This is a genomic window from Peribacillus deserti, assembly GCF_016909175.1.
GTDB lineage: Bacteria > Bacillota > Bacilli > Bacillales > DSM-1321 > Paraperibacillus > Paraperibacillus deserti.
This window is the reverse complement of the sequence record NZ_JAFBFI010000003.1, coordinates 83366-103454: the sequence shown is the minus strand read 5'-3', so window position 1 is coordinate 103454 and position 20089 is coordinate 83366. Positions and strand designations below refer to the sequence as shown.

Annotated in this window: 17 protein-coding genes and 1 pseudogene; 3 read left to right on the top strand and 15 right to left on the bottom strand. The window is 42.4% G+C overall.

Annotated elements, in window-relative coordinates:
• Window positions 1-232: 232 nt before the first annotated feature.
• Entirely contained in the window at window positions 233-505 is a 273-nt protein-coding gene (locus JOC77_RS04905) for a nucleoside triphosphate pyrophosphohydrolase (RefSeq protein WP_338047181.1), read from the bottom strand.
• A 161-nt stretch (window positions 506-666) separates the two neighbouring features.
• Between JOC77_RS04905 and JOC77_RS04900 the strand changes: the two are divergent.
• Window positions 667-2021: pseudogene (locus JOC77_RS04900) on the top strand (dipeptidase).
• A gap of 851 nt (window positions 2022-2872) precedes the next feature.
• Here the strand turns inward: JOC77_RS04900 and JOC77_RS04895 are convergent.
• The 6 genes from JOC77_RS04895 to JOC77_RS04870 form a co-directional block, all read right to left on the bottom strand.
• The gene (locus JOC77_RS04895) at window positions 2873-3751 is read right to left on the bottom strand and encodes an aldo/keto reductase (protein WP_204539486.1); all 879 of its coding nucleotides are present in this window, start codon (window positions 3749-3751) and stop codon (window positions 2873-2875) included.
• Window positions 3752-4358: 607 nt separating this feature from the next.
• The gene (locus tag JOC77_RS04890; RefSeq protein WP_204539483.1) at window positions 4359-5498 is read right to left on the bottom strand and encodes a glycoside hydrolase family 76 protein; all 1140 of its coding nucleotides are present in this window, start codon (window positions 5496-5498) and stop codon (window positions 4359-4361) included.
• A 178-nt stretch (window positions 5499-5676) separates the two neighbouring features.
• Window positions 5677-8787: an alpha-mannosidase gene (locus JOC77_RS04885; RefSeq protein WP_204539479.1), complete on the bottom strand. Its 3111-nt coding sequence runs from the start codon at window positions 8785-8787 to the stop codon at window positions 5677-5679.
• A gap of 23 nt (window positions 8788-8810) precedes the next feature.
• Complete coding sequence (locus tag JOC77_RS04880; protein WP_204539475.1) at window positions 8811-9635, bottom strand: carbohydrate ABC transporter permease; 825 nt, start codon at window positions 9633-9635, stop codon at window positions 8811-8813.
• A 13-nt stretch (window positions 9636-9648) separates the two neighbouring features.
• Window positions 9649-10569 carry a carbohydrate ABC transporter permease gene (locus tag JOC77_RS04875; protein WP_204539471.1) on the bottom strand — a complete coding sequence of 307 codons (921 nt, stop codon included), beginning with the start codon at window positions 10567-10569 and terminating at the stop codon, window positions 9649-9651.
• A 63-nt stretch (window positions 10570-10632) separates the two neighbouring features.
• Window positions 10633-12006 (bottom strand): extracellular solute-binding protein, encoded by a 1374-nt coding sequence (locus JOC77_RS04870; protein ID WP_204539468.1) that lies wholly within the window; start codon window positions 12004-12006, stop codon window positions 10633-10635.
• 333 nt (window positions 12007-12339) lie between these two features.
• Here JOC77_RS04870 and JOC77_RS04865 point away from each other — a divergent pair, with 333 nt between their 5' ends.
• Entirely contained in the window at window positions 12340-13473 is a 1134-nt protein-coding gene (locus JOC77_RS04865) for a GntR family transcriptional regulator (RefSeq protein ID WP_204539465.1), read from the top strand.
• Between the two features lie 321 nt (window positions 13474-13794).
• On the opposite strand, the gene JOC77_RS04860 is transcribed toward JOC77_RS04865, so the two are convergent.
• The 8 genes from JOC77_RS04860 to JOC77_RS04825 all read right to left on the bottom strand — a co-directional run bounded on the left by JOC77_RS04860 (window position 13795) and on the right by JOC77_RS04825 (window position 18513).
• The gene (locus tag JOC77_RS04860) at window positions 13795-14232 is read right to left on the bottom strand and encodes a hypothetical protein (protein WP_204539462.1); all 438 of its coding nucleotides are present in this window, start codon (window positions 14230-14232) and stop codon (window positions 13795-13797) included.
• 78 nt (window positions 14233-14310) lie between these two features.
• Window positions 14311-14739, bottom strand: a complete 429-nt coding sequence (locus JOC77_RS04855) for a hypothetical protein (protein WP_204539459.1) — start codon at window positions 14737-14739, stop codon at window positions 14311-14313.
• Between the two features lie 18 nt (window positions 14740-14757).
• Complete coding sequence (locus JOC77_RS04850; protein ID WP_204539455.1) at window positions 14758-14988, bottom strand: hypothetical protein; 231 nt, start codon at window positions 14986-14988, stop codon at window positions 14758-14760.
• Between the two features lie 96 nt (window positions 14989-15084).
• Complete coding sequence (locus JOC77_RS04845) at window positions 15085-15456, bottom strand: hypothetical protein (RefSeq protein WP_204539452.1); 372 nt, start codon at window positions 15454-15456, stop codon at window positions 15085-15087.
• Window positions 15457-15472: 16 nt separating this feature from the next.
• Window positions 15473-16255 carry a hypothetical protein gene (locus JOC77_RS04840; protein WP_204539450.1) on the bottom strand — a complete coding sequence of 261 codons (783 nt, stop codon included), beginning with the start codon at window positions 16253-16255 and terminating at the stop codon, window positions 15473-15475.
• A 22-nt stretch (window positions 16256-16277) separates the two neighbouring features.
• A complete protein-coding gene (locus JOC77_RS04835; RefSeq protein WP_204539447.1) occupies window positions 16278-17840 on the bottom strand; it encodes a T7SS effector LXG polymorphic toxin in 1563 nt (520 codons plus the stop codon).
• Complete coding sequence (locus JOC77_RS04830) at window positions 17837-18118, bottom strand: DUF5344 family protein (protein WP_204539444.1); 282 nt, start codon at window positions 18116-18118, stop codon at window positions 17837-17839. Before JOC77_RS04830 ends, JOC77_RS04835 begins: the two co-directional genes overlap by 4 nt.
• Before the next feature lie 11 nt (window positions 18119-18129).
• Window positions 18130-18513, bottom strand: coding sequence for a YwqH-like family protein (locus JOC77_RS04825; RefSeq protein WP_204539441.1), 384 nt, complete (start codon window positions 18511-18513; stop codon window positions 18130-18132).
• A gap of 441 nt (window positions 18514-18954) precedes the next feature.
• Here JOC77_RS04825 and JOC77_RS04820 point away from each other — a divergent pair, with 441 nt between their 5' ends.
• A complete protein-coding gene (locus JOC77_RS04820) occupies window positions 18955-19509 on the top strand; it encodes a competence protein ComK (RefSeq protein WP_204539438.1) in 555 nt (184 codons plus the stop codon).
• The last annotated feature ends 580 nt before the right edge of the window (window positions 19510-20089 follow it).

Below are 20089 nucleotides of genomic sequence, written 5' to 3'. Positions count from 1 at the left end.
CTCTCACTAGACCCAAATGTATTAATTTGCAAAGATTTCTAACCATTCCTATGGACTATGTTGTAGGAAGCATTTACTTCACTCTATACATTTGCGATTATACTTATTTTTGTAAACTCTGATTAATACCATGATAGAAGCTTCTTTTTATCCAGTTAATTATCACCTTTAGTATAAATTTATTTATTCAACTACTTCTATAATTAGGATTTTATCTTTGATTTTGCCATTTTCATGAGTTTTTTGCCGCCTTACCTCTTCTACCCTTACATATGTAACACCATGAATTTCTGCCAGAGCTAACTAGCTCCAAAACATCCGCTAACTCCTCTACAGCCTCTTCGTTATTTGTGGCATTCATATATTCTTCTAACTCTTCAAAAGTCTTTTTCTTGAGTTCATTTATGTATTTTTCTTCGGAAAGGATCCTTGTCTTAAGGTTCTTTCCACCCTCTTCTATAATATTGGGTATTAGATCACGGACTATTTTTTTATATATAGGCATGTTCTGCCTCCTAAAATTTAAACTTGTTATGTGTTTGTAAACAACCCAGTCAGGACCATTAAGAAAACCTTAGAACAAAAAGTTTAACAATTTTTTCAATTAGTATAAAATTGTTAGAAAAATAAACTTGAAAAGGTGATAAAGTGAGCCAATTATCCGAAATGTTATCAAATAATCATGATCAAAATATTGAAGAATTAAAAGAATTGCTTCGTATTCCAAGTATTAGTTCTTTATCCGAGCATAAAGAGGACATTCAAAAAGCAGCTTCTTGGATTACTAATAAATTAGAAAGAATTGGATTGGAACATGTTGAAATTGTTCAGACAAAAGGACATCCGATTATCTATGCGGACTGGCTTCATCAGGAAAACGCCCCAACAGTATTAGTATACGGTCATTATGACGTTCAGCCTGTTGATCCTATTCATTTGTGGGAAACACCTCCTTTTGAACCAACGATTCGTGACGAAAAGATTTTTGCCAGAGGGGCAACCGACGACAAAGGGCAGACATTTTTACATATCAAATCAGTGGAAACACTTTTGAAATTGGAAGGCAGACTACCGGTAAACGTTAAATTCTGTATCGAGGGGGAAGAAGAAATTGGAAGCCCTCATCTTCCGCAGTTTCTATCCGAAAATAAAGAAAAACTAGCCTGTGATGTGGCTGTGATTTCTGATTCAGATATGTGGGAACGAGGTGTCCCTGCCATTACCTATTCCTTAAGAGGTCTGTGTGCACTAGAAATTTCCCTAAAAACTGCAAACTCTGATTTGCATTCAGGTATGTTCGGCGGGGGTGTTCAAAACGCCAACCATCTATTGATTCAGCTCCTTTCCACTCTTCATGATTCAAAATGGTAAAGTACATGTTGACCATTTTTATGATGATGTCGTGGAACTGACAGAATTTGAAAAGGAACAAATTAAAGCATTGGGTTTTAATGAGGAAAAGTTGAAAAAATCATTGGGGCTCACAGATTTAACGGGAGGGTGGGGAAAACAATTTTCCTTACCCTGAGAGAATCAGTTCCCGTCCAACATTAGAAATTAACGGTTTATGGGGCGGTTTCCAGGGAGAAGGAACAAAAACGGTCATCCCGAATGAGGCTCATGCCAAAATAACCTGCCGTTTGGTCCACAACCAAAATCCTGAAAAGATTCAAGGATTGATCAAAAAGCATTTGGAAGAACATGCTCCAAAAGGGTGTACAGTGAAAGTGTCGCTGCAGGATACAGGTAATCCTTTCCTAACACCTATTGACAGTCCAATGATCCAAAAAGCAGCAGAAGCTTATCAAAACGTTTACGGGAAAGCACCTGTATACAAAAGAGAAGGCGGTTCAATTCCTATTGTATCGGACTTCAGCCAATCCCTAAATGCACCTGTCGTCTTAATGGGATTCGGTTTACCAGACGAGAATCTTCATGCTCCCAATGAACATTTTAACTTAGAAAACTTTGATAAAGGGATATTGACCATTTGTTCCTTTTTAGAACTTCTTAAAAAGTAGGATGTCTTTCTGTTGGGGTAAAAATTTGCAAGACCTTGAGGGCTTTGTCAAAATGGAAGTGCCAGGATCAAGTGGCAAAAGTAATTCTTACGAATCAACAAAATAATTCCATGGAGAGAACCACCGACAGAGGTGGTTCTCTTTTTTCAGTACGGACTGGTATCCCTGAATATACAAGTTCTCATAAAAACCAGCGCAGCATAAACGATTATTCAAAGAACGATCAAAGGCACTCCCGCTAAAGCAATGACCGTCTTCTTCCTTTTCCTGAAAGTGCAAAGATAATAAGGATATTCGTCCGTGCTTGCCACTATGCTGCCATTGTCTCCCCTCCCTAAAGACAACAAAGCTTCCCCTTAGGAAACTCGCTCCCAACACTTACGCGTTCTGAAACCTTCAGACCGTATTCACAATGAGTTCCGAACTGCATTCCGAACTGCTCAGAACATATTCACAATGGTTCCGAACTGCATTCCGAACTGCTCAGAACATACTCACAATGCGTTCCGAACTGCATTCCGAACTGCTCAGAACCTCATATATCCAGAAAAATTGCCCTCATTGCATAGATGCAATGAGGGCAGCCTGAAGGAAATTTAGGGCGATTCAATCGTTGTCGTCATAAAATTTGTCCCCGCCCTGGCCGATTGGAGGACGCACATAAGAATCGTAGCCGGTAGGATGGTCTCATGATTTCAATACAGCTCCAATCTCTGAAGACGTTCGTTTCGATCCGATACATAAGCCTTGCCTATTTTCGGAAGCCTCGTCATATCGATCGTGGCAGCCATTGCCCGGGAAAACGGCCCTACATAATTGAACCTGTTTAGTCTTAATATGAACTGTCTCCCTTAAGCAATTGACGTGGGCGGACCAAATATAGTCGTATATCCGCTTATCGATTTTAAGATGCGTTCTGCCTCTTCATTGTTCATTGAACCATATCTTTCAACTGCATCAACGATTTTTGGGAATAAGTGGACATCCCCGGCACTCGCAAAACCAGCTATTCCAGGAAAGGATAGAACAAAGTGTACACAAGCATCTATAATTTCTTGTTGATCAAACGGCTCGTACCACGTTGCATAGCGACGCTCTTGTCCCTCTACCCATGGAGCCTTTGCAATTGCTTTAATGACCCTCACTGCCGTGTTTTGGTTGTTTGCCTCTTTCATTAATGCATCGAAGGATTCTCGATATTCAGGCAAAGAATACATATAATAATTCAGGGGAAGCAATACCGTTTCAAATGGGAATCTCTTCAATGCCTCTAAATGGGTAACGGCAGCCTGATGTCCGTGACCTGTTATACCGATTGCTTTTACTATCCCTTCTTCTTTTGCTTCTATGGCAGCTTCCAACGCACCTCCCTTTACTGTACATTTATTGAGCTCCTCGATAGTACCCACTGCATGTAATTGAAGTAAATCAACTGAATCAACCTGCATCCGTTCTAAAGAACGATAAATTTCTGCTTTCGCTTTTTCTTTCGTCCGCTCTCCCGTTTTAGTAGCAAGAAAAATGTCGTTACGAACTTTGCTTATAATTGGCCCTAATCGAATTTCTGCATTCCCATAGTCAGCAGCTGTATCAAAATGGCTCACTCCATGTTCTAAAGCGAAGGATATCGACTTATCTGCTTCTTCTTGTGTAACATTTCCTAAACTTGCTGCTCCAAACATAACGGCAGACCCTTCATAATCTAAACGACCAATTTTTCTCTTTAACATTGGTAACACTCCTTTATTTATAAGTTGCGTAAGAGGAGTAACTAAAAATCTAGCAATTCCTAATACGCCATTCCTAAATTCAGACGAGAGATCAAATTTTCAGAGAATCAATAATTTATCAATAAGAAGTTCAAATTGCTAAGATGGGTTTCTTGAAAAAATTTATATTTGTATGTCTTCCTCCTACCATTAACCGTTTACTCATAACTAATTCTAAGAAAACAATCAGATATCCTGCTTAACTAACTTGTCCAATATTCTATAAAAAGAGAATAGTTAGCTGGGTAAGTTGCCCACATTATGCAAGATACAGGGAGCTTGGAATTTGTCCACTTTATAAGTTACGGTTAGTTTGTTTTAAGGATGAATTGGTTCAAATATCCCATTAAAAATATTATCTCGTTTTTTAACCAGAAACTTGGGTTGGGTAATCAGTGGAATTTAATACAGAAATGCCTTGGTGCATTCTTTTTGTTGTTTCATATAAACTAAATTATCATGAGTTCCCCTGTCTCTTCACTCAAGATAGAAGGAATGAGCGGTTACACTCATTCCTTTTTCAAAAAAATAGTATATTTAAAAAATTCTTTGCTTACCCAAAAGCATTTTATTGGTTTTTATATGCTAGATTCGCATAAATCTCAACCATCGCAGCCTGCTCAATAAGCGGCACAGACTTTTGAGGATCCCGCTGGAATAAACCCGTTTCCGGATTTCTTACGGTATCCCACATCTTATCCGCATAGGCTTGGGTATATTTTCTATATTTATTATTGTGTTTGACTGAATCCAATAGTTGCAGGTTTTCAAAGAAGATGGCGTTGAATTCTGGAGGATTCTTGTAAAGCTGAGTGTCGCCATAATATTGGAGTGACTTCTCTGCCAGGGTTTCTGCCCGCTCCAGATACTTCTTATCACCTGTTGTTAGATAGAAAAGAACGTTTGCCCCTATCATCATTCCCTGGTTGTAGGTCCACTGAGTTTTCTCGATATTGCCTTTTAGATCTACATGATCCCAATACAAGCCGTTTGGTGCAAGCATGGAATTGTTGACCCAGTCATAGGCTTTTTTTGCCCAGTCAAAATAGTATGGATCACCGGTGATTTGGTATAGATATAGCCCGATCTGTGCCACAGGCGCATTGGAAATCGTGTTCCGGTCCTGGCTCCATGGTGCCTGTGTCCAGAATACTCCGCCCGGATAAGGATGTGATGGGTCAGTGTCCCACCCAAAAACCTGCAGTTTAAAGATATCCTTGGCCCGCTGTAATGCGGACTGGTCACCTGTTAATTGATACAGCTTGAGAAAATTAAGAGCGATCCAGTCATTGTCATCATAAAATTTATCTCCACCCTGGCCGATTGGAGGACGAACATAAGAATCGTAGCCAGCAGGATTGGTCTCATGATTCCAATACAAATCCAATCCCTGGAGACGTTCGTTTCGATCCGATACATAAGCCTTCCCTATTTTCGGAAGCCTCGTCATATCGATCGTGGCAGCCATAGCCCGGGAAAACGGCCATACATAAGAGTAAGGATTTCCTCCATGACGGGGATATTCCTCTGTATAAAGCTTCGCACTGGGCTGATAGAAATACTTCTGCAGTGATTCATAAGTGGCAATGGCTCTCATTGTATTTTTCTTTTGATGGGACGCTGCAAGTGTAGATGTACCAGGAGCCGCCAATAGCGTGATCATTGCAACTAGAGTAAGTACCAAACAGGTTTTAAGAAATTTTGGCATGCTTCTTCCTCCTCCTTTGATTGTTATGATTTTTCTGTGATGTGTTCTATTTGAATAGACACCACCCCCTTTATGGTCATAACAAAAAAGGTACAGGTCATTCTTAACTCAGAAAAAGAGGGAGACATCCCCGTTTTTGTATTCTCGGCGATGCTCCCTTAGTTTTTCTCTTAGATACCTATTTCACTTTCACTATAAAAGTCTTAATCTCATAAGGCTTGATATCAAACACAAACCCTTTGTTTTCCTGAACCTCAGAGATGTTTCTCTCCATCAAGTCACATTCCTGCCATGATTGAATATTCATATCACTTTCAAGCTCCACTTTTCCTCTTGCACCTGCAAATTCGTGAAGACGGATGATAAGAGCATCATCGCTTTCTGCCTTTTTTACTGTATCCACCATCACATTTGGAGCTGAGACGCTGAACAGGGAGACACTTTGTGTCTGTCCTTCTACGTAGCTCAGCGGATTGTTAAGCTCCCAGGCATGGCGTACGGTATTTCCTTCATACCAGCTGCCTTCATGAGGTAGCAGGGAGTACGTAAACAGATGCTCACCCTGGTCTGCTTTGATATCCGGATAGGTAGCGGATTTTAACAGAGTCAGGCGCATGACGTTGTCCTTGATGTCATGGCCGTATTTGCAGTCGTTCAGCAAACTCACCCCATAATCTCTTTCAGAGAGGTCTGCCCACTGATGGCCGACAGTTTCGAAGCGGGCGTAATCCCAGCTTGTGTTCCAGTGAGTCGGGCGTTTCACATTTCCGAACTGAATATCGTAGGTTGCCTCTGTTGCCCGGATTTCGACAGGGAAAGCGACCTTCAGCAGTTGGTCCTGTTCATGCCAATCTACCTTTGTTTCAAAATCGATCCGCGGATTGTCTGCATATAAGACCATTTTTTGAGAGATATCCGATTTTGAGTACGCCCACTTAAACTCCACTACACAGCGGACCGGACCGTTTTCAATGATCTTGGCATCCTGCAGGCTCGAAATCTCCTTCATCTTTTCCTGGTAATACAGATCGATATCCCAGGCATCAAAGCGCATCGGCTTATCCTCAAAAACCTGGAACACATTGCCGCGTGCATGCGATGCTAACACATTCCGTTCATTTTTCTTGTCAAAGATTTTGGTCAGCTGGCCGTTGTCATTCCATGAAATCTCATAATAATGGGATGACACTCCATTTTCAGATACAGTGAATGTTGAAGCCGCTCCATTTGTGCCCTGTTCATAGCGGATCGTGCTCTTTCCAAGGGACGGCACATCATCCACTTTGACAAGCCATTCTCCATCAGCCGTCTTCTGGGCATCGAGTGCGTCTCCTCTTTCGTTCTTCCATACCAATTCACCAGCTGCTTTTGTGTTGATTTTCACGAGATCATTCCGATTCCACGAAGAGGAATTATAAACCGAAATCGAGCTGCTGCCATCATTCTCAGCGATGGACTGGGAAGCGGCATTCCAGGCACCCGCTGCAAGCTCATGCGCTTCGGCGTACTCGATCCTGCTGTCTTCATATACCTCGGTGATGGAGGATCCCGGAATGATGTCATGGAATTGGTTACGTAAGACGATTTTCCAGCTTTCCTCCAGATCCTGTACCGGATAATAGGACCATGAGCCCTTAATGACACTGTTCAAGGCATTCAGCCATTCGGTTTCACGCAGCAGGAGCTCCATTTTACGGTTCATTCGTTTATTGTATGCCTGTGAGGTATAGGTTCCGCGGTGGTACTCCAGATAGAGCTCGCCATCCCACAGGTGGACATATTGATCGGTGTTTTCCACCGTCTCATGCAGGCGCTGGAAGAATTCGTCGGCTCTGCCTGTTTTCACAGCCGGCAGGCCAGGCATTTTATCCAGCTTTCTTCTCATTTCAAGCATTTCCCGGTTAACCCCGCCTCCGCCGTCTCCGTAGCCATAGGAAAGCAGGAGCTCCTGGTTCACGCCTTTATCACGGTACGCCTCCCAGATTCCTTTGACAGAACGAGGGGTGATCTGGCCGTTGTATGTATAAAACCAGCGGTCATCCTCAGGAGTCGTGATGAAATGAGTCAAGATTTCCGTGCCGTCGATGCCTCTCCATTTGAAGGTATCATGGGGCATCCGGTTGTACTGGCTCCAGCTGATTTTTGTGGTCATGAAGGTTTTGATGCCTGACTTCACCAAAATCTGCGGCAGGGCCCAGCTGTAGCCGAACACATCCGGAAGCCATAAGTACTCGCATTCCTTCCCGAAGTTTTCGCGGAAGAACTTAGTGCCTAACAGCAGCTGGCGTACGAGCGATTCTCCAGATGTCAGGTTGCAGTCGGCTTCCAGCCACATCCCGCCTTCTGTTTCCCAGCGCCCTTCCTTCACCCTTTTTTCGATCTGCTCATAAATTTCCGGATAATCGGTTTTGATATAATCATATAATTGCGGCTGTGTCTGCAGGAATACGTAATCCGGGTACTGCTCCATCTGCCGGAGGACGGTGGAAAACGAGCGCGCCGCTTTTTCCCTTGTATGCTTCAGCCGCCACAGCCATGCCACATCGATGTGGGTGTGTCCAATGGCTGTCACGGTTACCGGGTAATTTTGTGGCATCTGCTCGATTTCTGCATTCAGGAGCGATTGCGCCTCGTAAAGAGAGTCATAGAATCGTTCTGAACCGGCATCCGACCAGTCTACTAAAAGAAAGGCACGGTCCAATGCGTTTAACAAGGTCTGCCTCTCAGGCTGGTTTTCCTCCAGATACTTCACCGTTTCCAGTCCTGCTTTTGCGGTGTAATAGAGATCGTCTGCCTTTTCATCCAGACAGGCGATAAAGGCCTTTTTCAATTGATGCTCCTGCAGCGTCGGCTTCCCTCCGCCTTCAAGCCCTGACCAAAGCCTGAAGCACAGGTCGATGCTTGTACCTGCGAGACTCCCATCCAGGAACACCTCCTGGTGGTTCATGTCTACGCCCTGATAGGGCTTGCCGTTTACATACAGCAGGGACTCAAATCCTGAGTTATTCCCGCCGCCTGTTTTTCCGAAATCAAAGACACCGACAATCTTCTGCTGTTCCCACTGCTCTGGGATAGAGACCGCCGTTTTCAGCCAGATATACTGGTCGCGTCCTTCCCAGCGGTCGCGGACATTCATGGTCCCCCATTCCCCGCTCTCAGGAGGTCTTTCGGAAATGTTTCCTTCTTGATCCTCAAGCGCCTGAAACGACAATATCGGCTGAGTATTCCTATAACGATATGAATCTAGTTCCTCTATACGGCGTTCTAGTTTATCAACGGTCCAAAACATGTAAACACTCCTTTAGATTGAAATTATCCTTTAGATGCTCCGCCGAGGCTGAAGCCTGTAGACATAAACTTCTGTGAAAAAATATATAAGATGACCGAAGGCATCGTATAAACCATGGAAAAAGCGGCAAGCTTCCCGTATTCGATCATTCCAAAGCTTCCGAAGAACTGGAAAATGGTGACCGAAGCAGGAAATTTATCAGGTGTCTGGATTAAAATATAAGGTACGAAAAAGTTTCCCCAGCTTCCTGAAAAAGTAAAGATCGCTACTGTACAAATGCCGGGGATCATAAGAGGTGCGACCACCCTCCTTAATCCTGCCCAGACGGAGGCGCCGTCAATCCACGCGGATTCCTCCAATTCCAGGGGTACAGAATCCATGAAGTTTTTCATCATCCAAATAGCATAAGGAAGTCCAGATGCCGTCAAAAACAGGATGGTCCCAATGAGGGAATCCTGCATATTCAGATAAATGAAGAGCTGGTAAACAGGCACCATGACCGCCGTGATTGGCAGAGCCGTCATGAACAAGATGGTGTACATAAACGGTTTCTTAAATTTCAGAGCATATCGTGACAGCGGATAGGCGGCCATAATGGCGACCAATACCACCAGCACAGCCTGCCCCACTGAGATGAACAGCCCGATTCCAAAAGAACGGATATTTGCTGGATCCGCAAAAATGGACGTGAAGTTCTCAAAAGTAAAGGAGCTTGGCATTTTCAAAGCCTGCTGGGCATTGGGATCAAATGATGCGAATAACACCCATAAAAGCGGCAGGATAAACATGATCCCAAGGATTGTTAGGATTACATATGGAACGACTTTTTCAGTTTTATAACGGTTCATGGTTATCCCTCCCTTAAATTTCAACCTTCATGGATCGCATATAAATCAGGCTCGCTCCGATTCCAATGACAAGCAGGATCAGGGAAATCGCTGTCCCATAGCCAAGCTGGTAATTTACAAACGCCTGGTTGTACATAAAAATAGGGAGAGTCTGTGTAGACGTACCCGGCCCCCCGCCCGTCATGGCAAAAATCAGGGTAAACACTCCCAATGTCTGGAGAGTAACTAATATCATATTGGTGACGATGGATCCCTTGACCATGGGCAGGACGATGCGAAACAAGACTTGGAACCGGTTCGCTCCATCTATCACCGCCGCCTCTTCCACACTTTTGGGAACATCATCCAGGGCTGCCTGGAAAACGAGCATCGAAAAGGCTGTTCCGTGCCAGATATTCGCAATGACGACACTCACCATCGGGAAGGTATACATCCAGGTGACCGGCTTTAACCCTATTTGCTGCAGGATCATATTCAGAGTTCCGTTATCACTTAAGAAGGCTACCCAGCAAAAAGCGACCACAATTTCCGGTGTCACCCAGCCGGCAAGGACGATGATGCCGATGATGCGGCGGAACGTTTTGTTTTTCTCCTTCATCAGGACAGCCAGGATGAATCCTAATACCTGCTGCCCAATGACGGCAGATAAAAGGAGGAACACCATCGTTTTGACCACACTGATACGGAAATTCGGATCCTGGAACATGGTTAAGAAGTTCTGGAATCCTATAAACTCGACACTCTTTGCTTGTGTCCCTGTTAAAGAAAGATTCGTAAAAGCGAAATAAAAGGTCAGTAATATAGGACCGACAAAGAAAATAAGCAATAAGATCCAGGCTGGCAGCAGGAAGAGAACTGACTTTAAAAGAGTATGATCCTTTTTGGTTTTCTGCTTGACCGTGACGCCAGGTGACACAACTGTATTTGTACTCATTTCACACCCCGTCCTAAGATTTTTTAGAGGAAGGCTGCCTTTTTAACGCGGCAGCCTCTTATTTTATTTTTCGATCACATTATCCTCACCGACAATTTTGGTGACATTGCTCTGGTACTGCTTGGCAGCTTCCTCTGGGGTGATTTTATCTGTGACAACGCCTTCGACAAGTGATTGAATCTGCGTAGATACAGTAGGATATTTATCAACAGCCGGGCGGAAATGAGTGAAGCTCAAAAATTCGGTAGCTTCTTTAAACATCGGGATTTCCTGATAGGATTGTTCTTTTGCTACATCATCTCGGGGAGTTAGATTTCGTTCTTTCTGAAGAAGAGACAGGTTGTTTTCCTTGCTGGATGCTAGCTTAATGAAGTCCCACGCTGCATCTTTATTTTTAGAATTTTTTGGAATGGAGAGCGCCCATCCGCCGGACATGGTCGTAGTGCCGGGAGCCTGGCCTTTTTGGGTCGGCATGGCTGCAAATCCTAAGGTCTTAAAGGCATCAGGCCACGGTGCAGCACCCGACTCGCCCCAGTTACCAGTCTGCCAGAATCCGTCCAGACCAATGGCAAGCTTACCTTTAGGCATCAGCTGCTGGTACGCAACAGCACCGCCTGTTCCATTCAGTACCTGGGAAAGACTAGGACCCAGTTTGTTCTCGTATACCGTATCAATAAATTTAAAGGAATCTGTAAGGCCCTGGCCTTTTACCACCCATTTCTTCGAGTCGTTGTCATATAGCCAGGTGTCCGTACCAGACAGGAGCATTTCAAAGGTCTGCATGGAGGTTGCTTCCCCTGTTGCTTTTCCAGAGTTCATCCATAGGGGAGTCACACCAGGCAGTTTGTCTTTGATGGTCTCTGCCGCTTGGAGGATATCATCCCAAGATTTAGGCTCCCAGGGAACAGGAAGCCCCGCTTTTTTGAATAGATCCTTGTTGTACCAGAGTCCCCTTGAGTCGGTGTTATAAGGCACTCCGTACGTTTTTCCGTCCTGGGCAATGACACCCTGTTTAACGCTGTCATTATAATTGCTCCAGTCACTCCAGTCCTTGATCCTATCATCAAGCGGTTCCAGATAGCCGGCGCTCGCATCGGAATTGACCATAAACGTGTCCTCTGTCACAATGTCAGGTGCCGTATTCTTTGACTTCAGCATTAAGGCCACCTTTGCAAAATAGTCACCCTCCGAAACATTGAGCGGTGCGAGTTTTACATCCACCTTTGGATGGTCTTTCTCGAACTCTGGAATAATTTCCTTATTAAGCCAGTCTGTCAGTCCTTTATTGGTTCCTCCGCCTGACCGGTATGTAATTTTAATCTCTTGTTTTCCCTTGCTGTCAGTGGACGAGCTCTCATTGGAACACGCGGCACTCAGCAGCATGCTGCCGCCAATGACGGAAACAGCCGCAATTTTCGTGAACATCTTTTTTTTCATGAATTTCTCCCCTATACTCAATATTTTTTTAAATCTGTAAGCGGTTTCAGGTTGAAATAAAAAAATAAGATCACTTCACTTACCTGCTTTGTAATCTCCCTTCGCTTTAATATGCTTTTAGAATAAATGGTATATTTGGTATATGTCAATATGTTAATTGAAAATTTTAAATATTTTATTAATTAATGAGTATATTGCTTTCCCACTTGGTACTAAAGCCTCAATTTATTTCGATGTGTTATCAAATCCGGATGACTAAAAACATTGTCAGAATTTTTTTATAATGATATATTTGATATATCATTTTGGCGTTATTAGGATGTGAGGATAAACATGGAACTACCATTATACGAAAAAATTTATTTGGATTTATTAAATCAGATTGAGACAGAGCAGCTGAAGCCAGGAGATCAGCTCCCAACAGAGAAAGAATTGGCAAACCAATATCAAGTCAGCAGAATCACCTCAAAAAAAGCGGTTGAGAAATTAGTTCAGATTGGGGCAATCGAACGTATCCGCGGGAGGGGATCTTATGTATCTAAGACAATTCCGGACTTGGGTACGCTCGATGCGAAAAGTAAATCAGCCCAGAGGGACCTTCCGGAAGAAGAACCTAATGGATTAATCGCCCTTATTATCCCTGACTTCTTCAAGGACAGCTTTGGAAGAAGCATCATGAAAAATATTGAGAAGCGCTGCGCCGAAAAGAGTTACAATTTAGTGGTGAAGCTGACATATGGAAGCCAGGAAGAGGAAGATGAGGCCATCAATACGATGGTCCAGCTCGGAGTAAAAGGCATCCTGATTTACCCAGTCAACGGACAGCATTACACCAACAGCATCCTGAGATTGGTACTCGAGGGTTTTCCTCTCGTATTAATAGATCGATATCTCAAAGGAATCCCAGTCTGTTCCGTGTACACTGATAACAAGAAAGCGGCCCAAAACCTGACCGAATTTCTGTTTATACAAGGTCATGATCATATTGCTTTTGTATCGCCCCCTGAGGAAGATACCTCCTCCATCGAAGAACGAATTCAGGGATTTCAATCAGCCTATTTGCAAAAAGGCATTGCTGTCAGTCCGGATCTACTTCTAACAGAAATGTTCAGTACATTGCCGACCTTTGAAAAGTCAGATGAGTTCCACGAAGACCTGATCAAACTCCGGAAGTTCATCGAGGAAAATTCACATGTGACAGCCTTCATCGCATGTGAATATGAAATCGCCTCCGTGCTCGCCCATGTCCTGAAATCGCTTGGAAAATCCATACCAAACGATTACGCCATCGCCTGCTTTGACCATCCCGGCTGGTTCTATAATGATATGATCTTTACTCATATCAAACAGGATGAAGCGGCAATCGCAGTAACATCAGTAGACTTGCTTCTGCAGCAAATCAAAGGGGAATCTGTACCAGTTAAAAATATGGTAGAGTTCACTCTTGTCGAGGGGAATACGGTTTAATAAGCCTTATCCATTTTGTCTGGCTAGAAAAATGTAGACACATCTAAATTTTCATAAACCATCTCTCTTCTTTTTCCTTATGACCAAGCAATGATTGGAGAGACTAAGTAATTCTAGAGAACTTTAATCAGCATACAAAAAAGCTTGAGGCGATTAAAATATCCTCAAGCTTTTTGCTCTCTGAATTGATCATTTAATAAATGTCATGCTAAAATATAAGATCTTTTCAAGGAGTTCGTGATTATTCATCTTCTGTTTACTAAATAAATTCTGAAAATAGGACATTAGCTCTTCTTCACGTAGTAAAAGTGATTTATCTATTTAGTAAGGAAGTGCACTGCCCACCAAATTTCTTATGATCAATGCCGTCACAAAGTAAGCGGTCTTATGCTCTCGATCATATTGGTCGACTTCTATTGGATATTTCTCTTCATCTATGGGCGTTTCTCTCATTACGTCAGTGGCATAATAATCAAATTTTTTATTGCGTTCCTTCAGTAATTGAGATAGGTCATGTAGAGTAAAGCGGGAGTAAACAAATTCAAGGAATTCAAGGAATTCAGGGGATAAGTACCACTTTTCTATCCACGGGTGAAATTCCCGGGGGCCTAGCTTTCCCGCTTTTTCTTCAAAAAAAGGGTTGACCTTCTCTAAGATTCGTTTATTTACCCGCAGCTCTTTGCCTATCAAAATTATCTCATTGAGGAGTTCCTCATTCGCCATCTTCTTTCTGCTGAATAATCTCAGGAATAAAGACATATGCCGCCCCCTAAATCTTATAAAATTTTTTCTTACAGTAATAAGCACCCAGCAAGAGACTGAGTGCTTATTACAAATTTAATATGGAAGAGAATTCGCCACAATATCACGGATCATAAGTGCGGTCACGAAGTAAGCAGTTCGGTACTCCTCCACGAATTGATCTACTTCGATAGGGTACTTCTCTTCATCTATGAGTGTTTCGCTCATGACATCATTTGCGTAATAGTCATACTTATCATTGCGCTGCCCGGCCAGTTGAGAGAGGTCTTCCAGAGTGAAATGAATATACACAAATTCAAGCAGCTGCGGTGAGTAATGCCACTCATCAATCCAAGGATGGAATTCCCGCGGGCCAAGCTCTCCTGCTTTCTCTTTGAAAAAAGAATTGGCTTTTCTTAGAATTAGCTCGGGCAATCCTAGTTCCCTGCCTCTGCTCATGAGTTTTTTCAGTAACTCATCATTTTCTAATTTAGGTTTGCCGAACAATTTTTGAAAAAAAGACATGCCCCTTCTCCTTGCCTGTTAATGTTTTTTATCAGGTTTTATCTTTACTATTAATACGGTTAGTAAAGTAACTATCTCAAACCCTATAACCATAACTAAAATGGCAAACCATGCATCCTCGCTCCAGCGGTTAGAATTGATCAAAAACGCAATAACGACAAAGGCGACTACCATATTTCCTTTTATGAAAAAAGAAAGAGGGCTGCCTTGTGAGCGATGAACAACGTCGGTTTTGACTTCTGTTTTCAAATCTGGAATCCCCTTTTCTATTATTTGGTTATGTAGAATAATTGTTGCTTTTGAATGCTTATAACAATATGTATGTATTTGACTATTAATTCCGGCTTACGCCAGCACCATGGTTAATAGGATCATCTGCCACAATAAGAAGGCAAAGAAGGCAATGCTAAGCAGCCTGCTGAAGACAAAAGGAAGTCTGTATATGGCGTTCTGTGCATAATAATTCAGGCCGGAAAAGGCCAGGGCAATTACTTTAAAAAAATATGTACTTACTGAATCCTTTTCTTCAAATGCATTCAATTCATATAGGTAGAGGATCATCTTTGGCAAAAAGATAGAGAACAAGGCAAAAAGAGAGTTTACGAATAAAATGAGCCAAACATAACTGGTTGGCAGTGGAACATCTACACCAAGAAGCGTAGCGGCTAAAAGAGTTAACAAAATGATTCCAGCACCATAGCCAATAACTTTCTTCAATACAATCATCCTTACACTAATTTATAAAATAATCCGTCACGATCGAGAAAATTAAACTATTAAAATCTTGAATAGACATCGGCAGAACATATAATTCATTTTCTTCAACCTTATCATAATCCAGCAGCCAGATATAACTGTCTGTATTCAGAAAAAAGAATACCTGATTCATAGCCAGATAATCCTGCTCGAACTTCATTTCCATCAGGGAGGCATTATCAAATTCAAATCCATTCGCCTTAAAGTCCTCTAAGAAAATACGAAGTGAAAATGGCAGGTTCTCTGAGAGCAGCATGTCTGCGGACTCATCTGTGAGCTGATGAAGCTGATTATAAATGGTTTCATCCAGCTTAAGAGCCTCCAATTCATGAAATTCATGGGCAGAGATCCTCCCTCCGCCGCAAAAATTCTCCAGTACCTGCTTAAGTTCCTGATTCTTAATGATTTCAAGGCGGTGCTGTCCGTCGGCAATCATTTGCAGAAGCAGATTGTTCTGGTCCAGGTGGTGAATGAAGGTTACTTTCTGCCCTCTGATGATCCTTATTTTTTTCTTCGAATGCACAAGCAGGGTAATCAGGCTTTCCAATCCCTCCTCGATCATGGTTTCCCTCTGGTCGTTCCAGAAACCTTTCATTCGTAGGGAAGCCTCCGTTTCCTGCAGGAAACTAGTAAAGCCCTCTTCGCTTTCTAGTACATTCAAGTTATTTATGACATCATTGGCCATTGATTCATAGCCGCATAGAGCAAGAACAGAAGCAAGCTCGTTTGTAGTCAATGAGATTCCTTTCGTCGTCTCCATCGTTTTTCCTCCTATCCTTACCCTATCTGAATAATCCGGTTACGAAACCCGTTACAGAGTCTTTGGCGTCTGAGACAGAATCGGTGATATCCTTCACTTTATCCTCTGTCCATTTGCCTGCTTTTTCTCCCAATTCCTTCACTTTATCTTCCAATGCGATGGATGACACTATACCAACAGCGGCACCTACCATTCCCCCAATCAGGGTACCAGGGCCCGGGCAGATCATGGTGCCGATGGCTGCCCCTCCAGCAGTCAAACCGGCAACACCGACATCCATTCCAATACCTGCTACAGCACGCCCTGCTTTTTCAGAAGTGGATTTGTACTTATTGCCATCATTAAAGAATTCTGATCCATTCGTAATCAGAGACACGGCAACGCCTACATATGGAACTCGTTTGACCACACTCTTCAGCCCTTCAGCATGGGTAAACTGTTTTAATGTTGCGGGAACATCCACGGCAAACCGTTTATAGTTCTCCACCGCATCTTCTGCGAACTTCAGATTAGGAAAATGACTCTCTAGTATTTGTCTAAAACTTTGTCCGTTGGCGGAAGGATTGAATCCTACCAATTGCCGAAGCAGCCTGCTTGGTGCATTACGGTATTTCTTAAAATGATTCTGGATAAACGGAATCGGACTGGCACTTCCTGCTTTGATGATCTTATACAGAGCCGCTGCCAGAGGATCTGCATATTTGCCCTTTACCTGCTTCCAGCCATCCGTTGCCCGGATTGTGAAATTCCCTGCTCCATCCCTGACCAGCTCAAGCTTGTTGGTCAGCAAGATCCCTGCAGCGGATGCTCCAATCAAGGCATCCTTCACACCGGTGGTCTTCCCGAACTTATCCAGCCAGTCTGTAACCATCCCAAGGAACGTGGAGTCACCCTGCTCTATGGATAGTTCCAATGCGGAGTCTATCAGCTTCGAAATGGAGTCATTTTTCTCCAGATACGTGTTGATTTCATTCATAGTCTCTTTGCTTAGGTAGACACCGCCTCTGCTCCAGCCCTCGACCTTGGAAATGAACTGGCCGACTTCATCTAGGTTCTTTTGTACTTCTTTTAAGGACTTTCCTGCGTCGCTGTCCAGCTTATGGAGATTCTCTACTGTTTTCTGAGTATGTAAGTTTGCGCGGTTTAGCAGGGAATCCATTTTGCTGAAGCTTAATGGAGCTGAGCTCATAAGGTCGCTTACTTTTGAAAGCTCTTCGTTAATGGAATCAGAGATCGAACGGGCGATATTCTCAAATTTCTGGAGTGCCTGCTTAATATCATGCTCGATGAAGTCTTCGCGGACAACGCCGTTCCCAGTTTCGTAATCCGAGATTAGCTCTTTCATTTTCTTAAGTTCATCCATATATGTCTGCTGAAACTGGTTCAAGAGAAGGATGGCGGGTATATGTATGGTTGTGAAGTGGTCTTTGATGGCATTTCCGCCGCTTCCTTCAAGGGCGCTTCCGAGATCGATGACTTTATTGACAGCATCGCGGACATCCAGAATTTGTTCTTTTTCCTTTTTTTTCTGTTGCAGTGCCTGATCAATGCCTGCAAAAACTTCTGAAACATCTATCGCTTTCATCTTTGCCTCCCGCTGCTGATTTCTTTTCCAAGTTCCTCTTCAACTTGAATGAAATCCTGGATCTTTTGTAATGCATCCTGCTGAAACTGGGTAAGCAGGCGCTTGTAATTAGTCATAAGCTGATAGTAGGAGTTCTCGATCTCCTCTATGGCAGAAGCGAATTCCATGGAAGTATTGGCGAGGTTTGCGTCATGCTTTACCACTTCAAGTGTCTGAAGCCTGCTGTTCAGCTCTTGAAACGCTGCTGTTACTTCCTGCTCATTAATCTTTATTTCCATCTGTTTTCTCCTTAATTCGCTAATAAGTTTAGTTCAGAATGCATGGAAGTTATTCTAGAGCGGGCTGAGGAAATCAGATCCTCAAAATACAGGATCTTTGCATCCATATCGCTTAGAATGGCTTCCGTATCCTCACCGGACAGCAGATTATATTCGACTTCCATTTGACTGCGAATCTCTTCGAAGCTCTGTGCATGTCTGCCTGCCCAGGTCTGCGATGTCAGAATGGGCTCTTTCACCATATTCCTGTTTGCGTGAAATTCTCCCTGTTCACTGGAAATATGCGCATAAGAATTTCTTAAGCGCCTTACTTTTTCTTCGTAATCACGGACCAGCGATTCCAGCTGGCTGATTCCGCTGTTCAGGCTGTGCATCCGCGCCTCATTTTTCTCCATTTTTTAACCTCCTGTCCAAATAAGCAAACAAAAAGATATCTAAATTTTACCAAAGTGGCAATCATATAAAAATAGTACAATCCGGCTACATTTCTAAGCACATATGAGAATAGAATGATATTCAACCATTTTCCTTTTTCCAGATTTTTTAAGTTTTAAACCATTTACTTGAAATTATTTCTAAAATATTCCATACACTAAAATTTTTGTAATGATCTACTTTCTGTTATATCTATATATATTTCTTATTTTTCGATAAATAATGACATAAACTTTATGTTTTTGTATAATACTTGAAAAAATTAGGAGTTATAGAAATACTAATTTACAAGGATTGTAAAAGTTAGGATAATATTCCTATAGGAGGTGGAATGATTTTTATAAATAGTAAGAGTTCGTTGTGCAAAGGTAAATAAAAAAAGGGTTCTTGGGGGATGTATTATGGAAATGAGAAATAGCTATATTATTAATCAAGACACTGTTCTTATTAAGTCAGAATTTGATTCAAATGGTTATCACTGCTCCCAAGTTATTCAGGGAAAAGACACTTTCCTTGTTAGACAAAAGCCTTCAGAGATCCTGGATTACAGCATGATGCATTATGGCACTTCTGACCTCCAGGGCGGAATACGAACTGCCAGATACCTACTGGGAAATATCAGCATGTGCCCCATCTCCGTTTGTTCTCAGCTCGATTTCTACTGGTTCCCGCTTTACTCACCAAAGAATGAAAAATGCATTTGGCTTTCCCGCTCCCATGTCCTTAAACCTGAAAAACTTTCTCCTTTCAAAACTAGAGTACACTTAAAATTTGGTCATTCCTTTGAAGTTGATATAAAGATCAGCCGGTTTAAAGAAAAATATGGCCGGGCAACTGACTTGAAGCTCACCATCCAGGAACGTACGAAAAAGGTTGTGACTTATTTTTATGAACCGCATAGTGGCTTTCAACTCGTGAGTGAATCCGCCATAACTTACAAAACCCCGGAATTGTAATCTGGATTAGTTTTTGATTTTACATACTCAGAAATAATGAAAGGACCTGTTTTTATAAGGTCCTTTCAAGTTTCATATAACAAGCGCCGCCCGTAAGCTTAATAGATTGCTAGAATGGATAAATACAAACATATAACAGCCAAAGCAAAAAAAATCATAGAATTTACACGATTTCTTCGCAATTTAAAACCGTACACACCAAAAAAGATCGCAGCAGCTAATTTCGAAAGGCCTTGATAATCAGAATTTGCTGAAAAGAAGGAACTGCTAAAGACGAATGAAACCAACAAACATGTTAAAATCAATACTTTAAACCACAAAGGCTCCCGCAGGAATTGTTTATACATAAATTTGATCTGCTGCAGTACACTCTCACTCCCTTATATATCTTTATAGTTTACTTTAGCATATGGTGAGTTTTTGAAAAGTATTTCCTTCTAAGTTAGCTGGAGGCATCATAACAAACAGAGTCTGGGAACAGAATGTTATTAATAGTAAGAAGCAGGTTCGAAAGTGCTGCTACAGGTTGAATTATTGAGGAATGCTGCAATGTTGATTAAACAGCAGAGTTTTTATAAGA

Coding starts and splice junctions, on each gene's coding strand:
- JOC77_RS04905 (WP_338047181.1), bottom strand. CDS start 505: ATGCCTATATATAAAAAAATAGTCCGTGATCTAATACCCAATATTATA.
- JOC77_RS04895 (WP_204539486.1), bottom strand. CDS start 3,751: ATGTTAAAGAGAAAAATTGGTCGTTTAGATTATGAAGGGTCTGCCGTT.
- JOC77_RS04890 (WP_204539483.1), bottom strand. CDS start 5,498: ATGCCAAAATTTCTTAAAACCTGTTTGGTACTTACTCTAGTTGCAATG.
- JOC77_RS04885 (WP_204539479.1), bottom strand. CDS start 8,787: ATGTTTTGGACCGTTGATAAACTAGAACGCCGTATAGAGGAACTAGAT.
- JOC77_RS04880 (WP_204539475.1), bottom strand. CDS start 9,635: ATGAACCGTTATAAAACTGAAAAAGTCGTTCCATATGTAATCCTAACA.
- JOC77_RS04875 (WP_204539471.1), bottom strand. CDS start 10,569: ATGAGTACAAATACAGTTGTGTCACCTGGCGTCACGGTCAAGCAGAAA.
- JOC77_RS04870 (WP_204539468.1), bottom strand. CDS start 12,006: ATGAAAAAAAAGATGTTCACGAAAATTGCGGCTGTTTCCGTCATTGGC.
- JOC77_RS04865 (WP_204539465.1), top strand. CDS start 12,340: ATGGAACTACCATTATACGAAAAAATTTATTTGGATTTATTAAATCAG.
- JOC77_RS04860 (WP_204539462.1), bottom strand. CDS start 14,232: ATGTCTTTATTCCTGAGATTATTCAGCAGAAAGAAGATGGCGAATGAG.
- JOC77_RS04855 (WP_204539459.1), bottom strand. CDS start 14,739: ATGTCTTTTTTTCAAAAATTGTTCGGCAAACCTAAATTAGAAAATGAT.
- JOC77_RS04840 (WP_204539450.1), bottom strand. CDS start 16,255: ATGGAGACGACGAAAGGAATCTCATTGACTACAAACGAGCTTGCTTCT.
- JOC77_RS04835 (WP_204539447.1), bottom strand. CDS start 17,840: ATGAAAGCGATAGATGTTTCAGAAGTTTTTGCAGGCATTGATCAGGCA.
- JOC77_RS04830 (WP_204539444.1), bottom strand. CDS start 18,118: ATGGAAATAAAGATTAATGAGCAGGAAGTAACAGCAGCGTTTCAAGAG.
- JOC77_RS04825 (WP_204539441.1), bottom strand. CDS start 18,513: ATGGAGAAAAATGAGGCGCGGATGCACAGCCTGAACAGCGGAATCAGC.
- JOC77_RS04820 (WP_204539438.1), top strand. CDS start 18,955: ATGGAAATGAGAAATAGCTATATTATTAATCAAGACACTGTTCTTATT.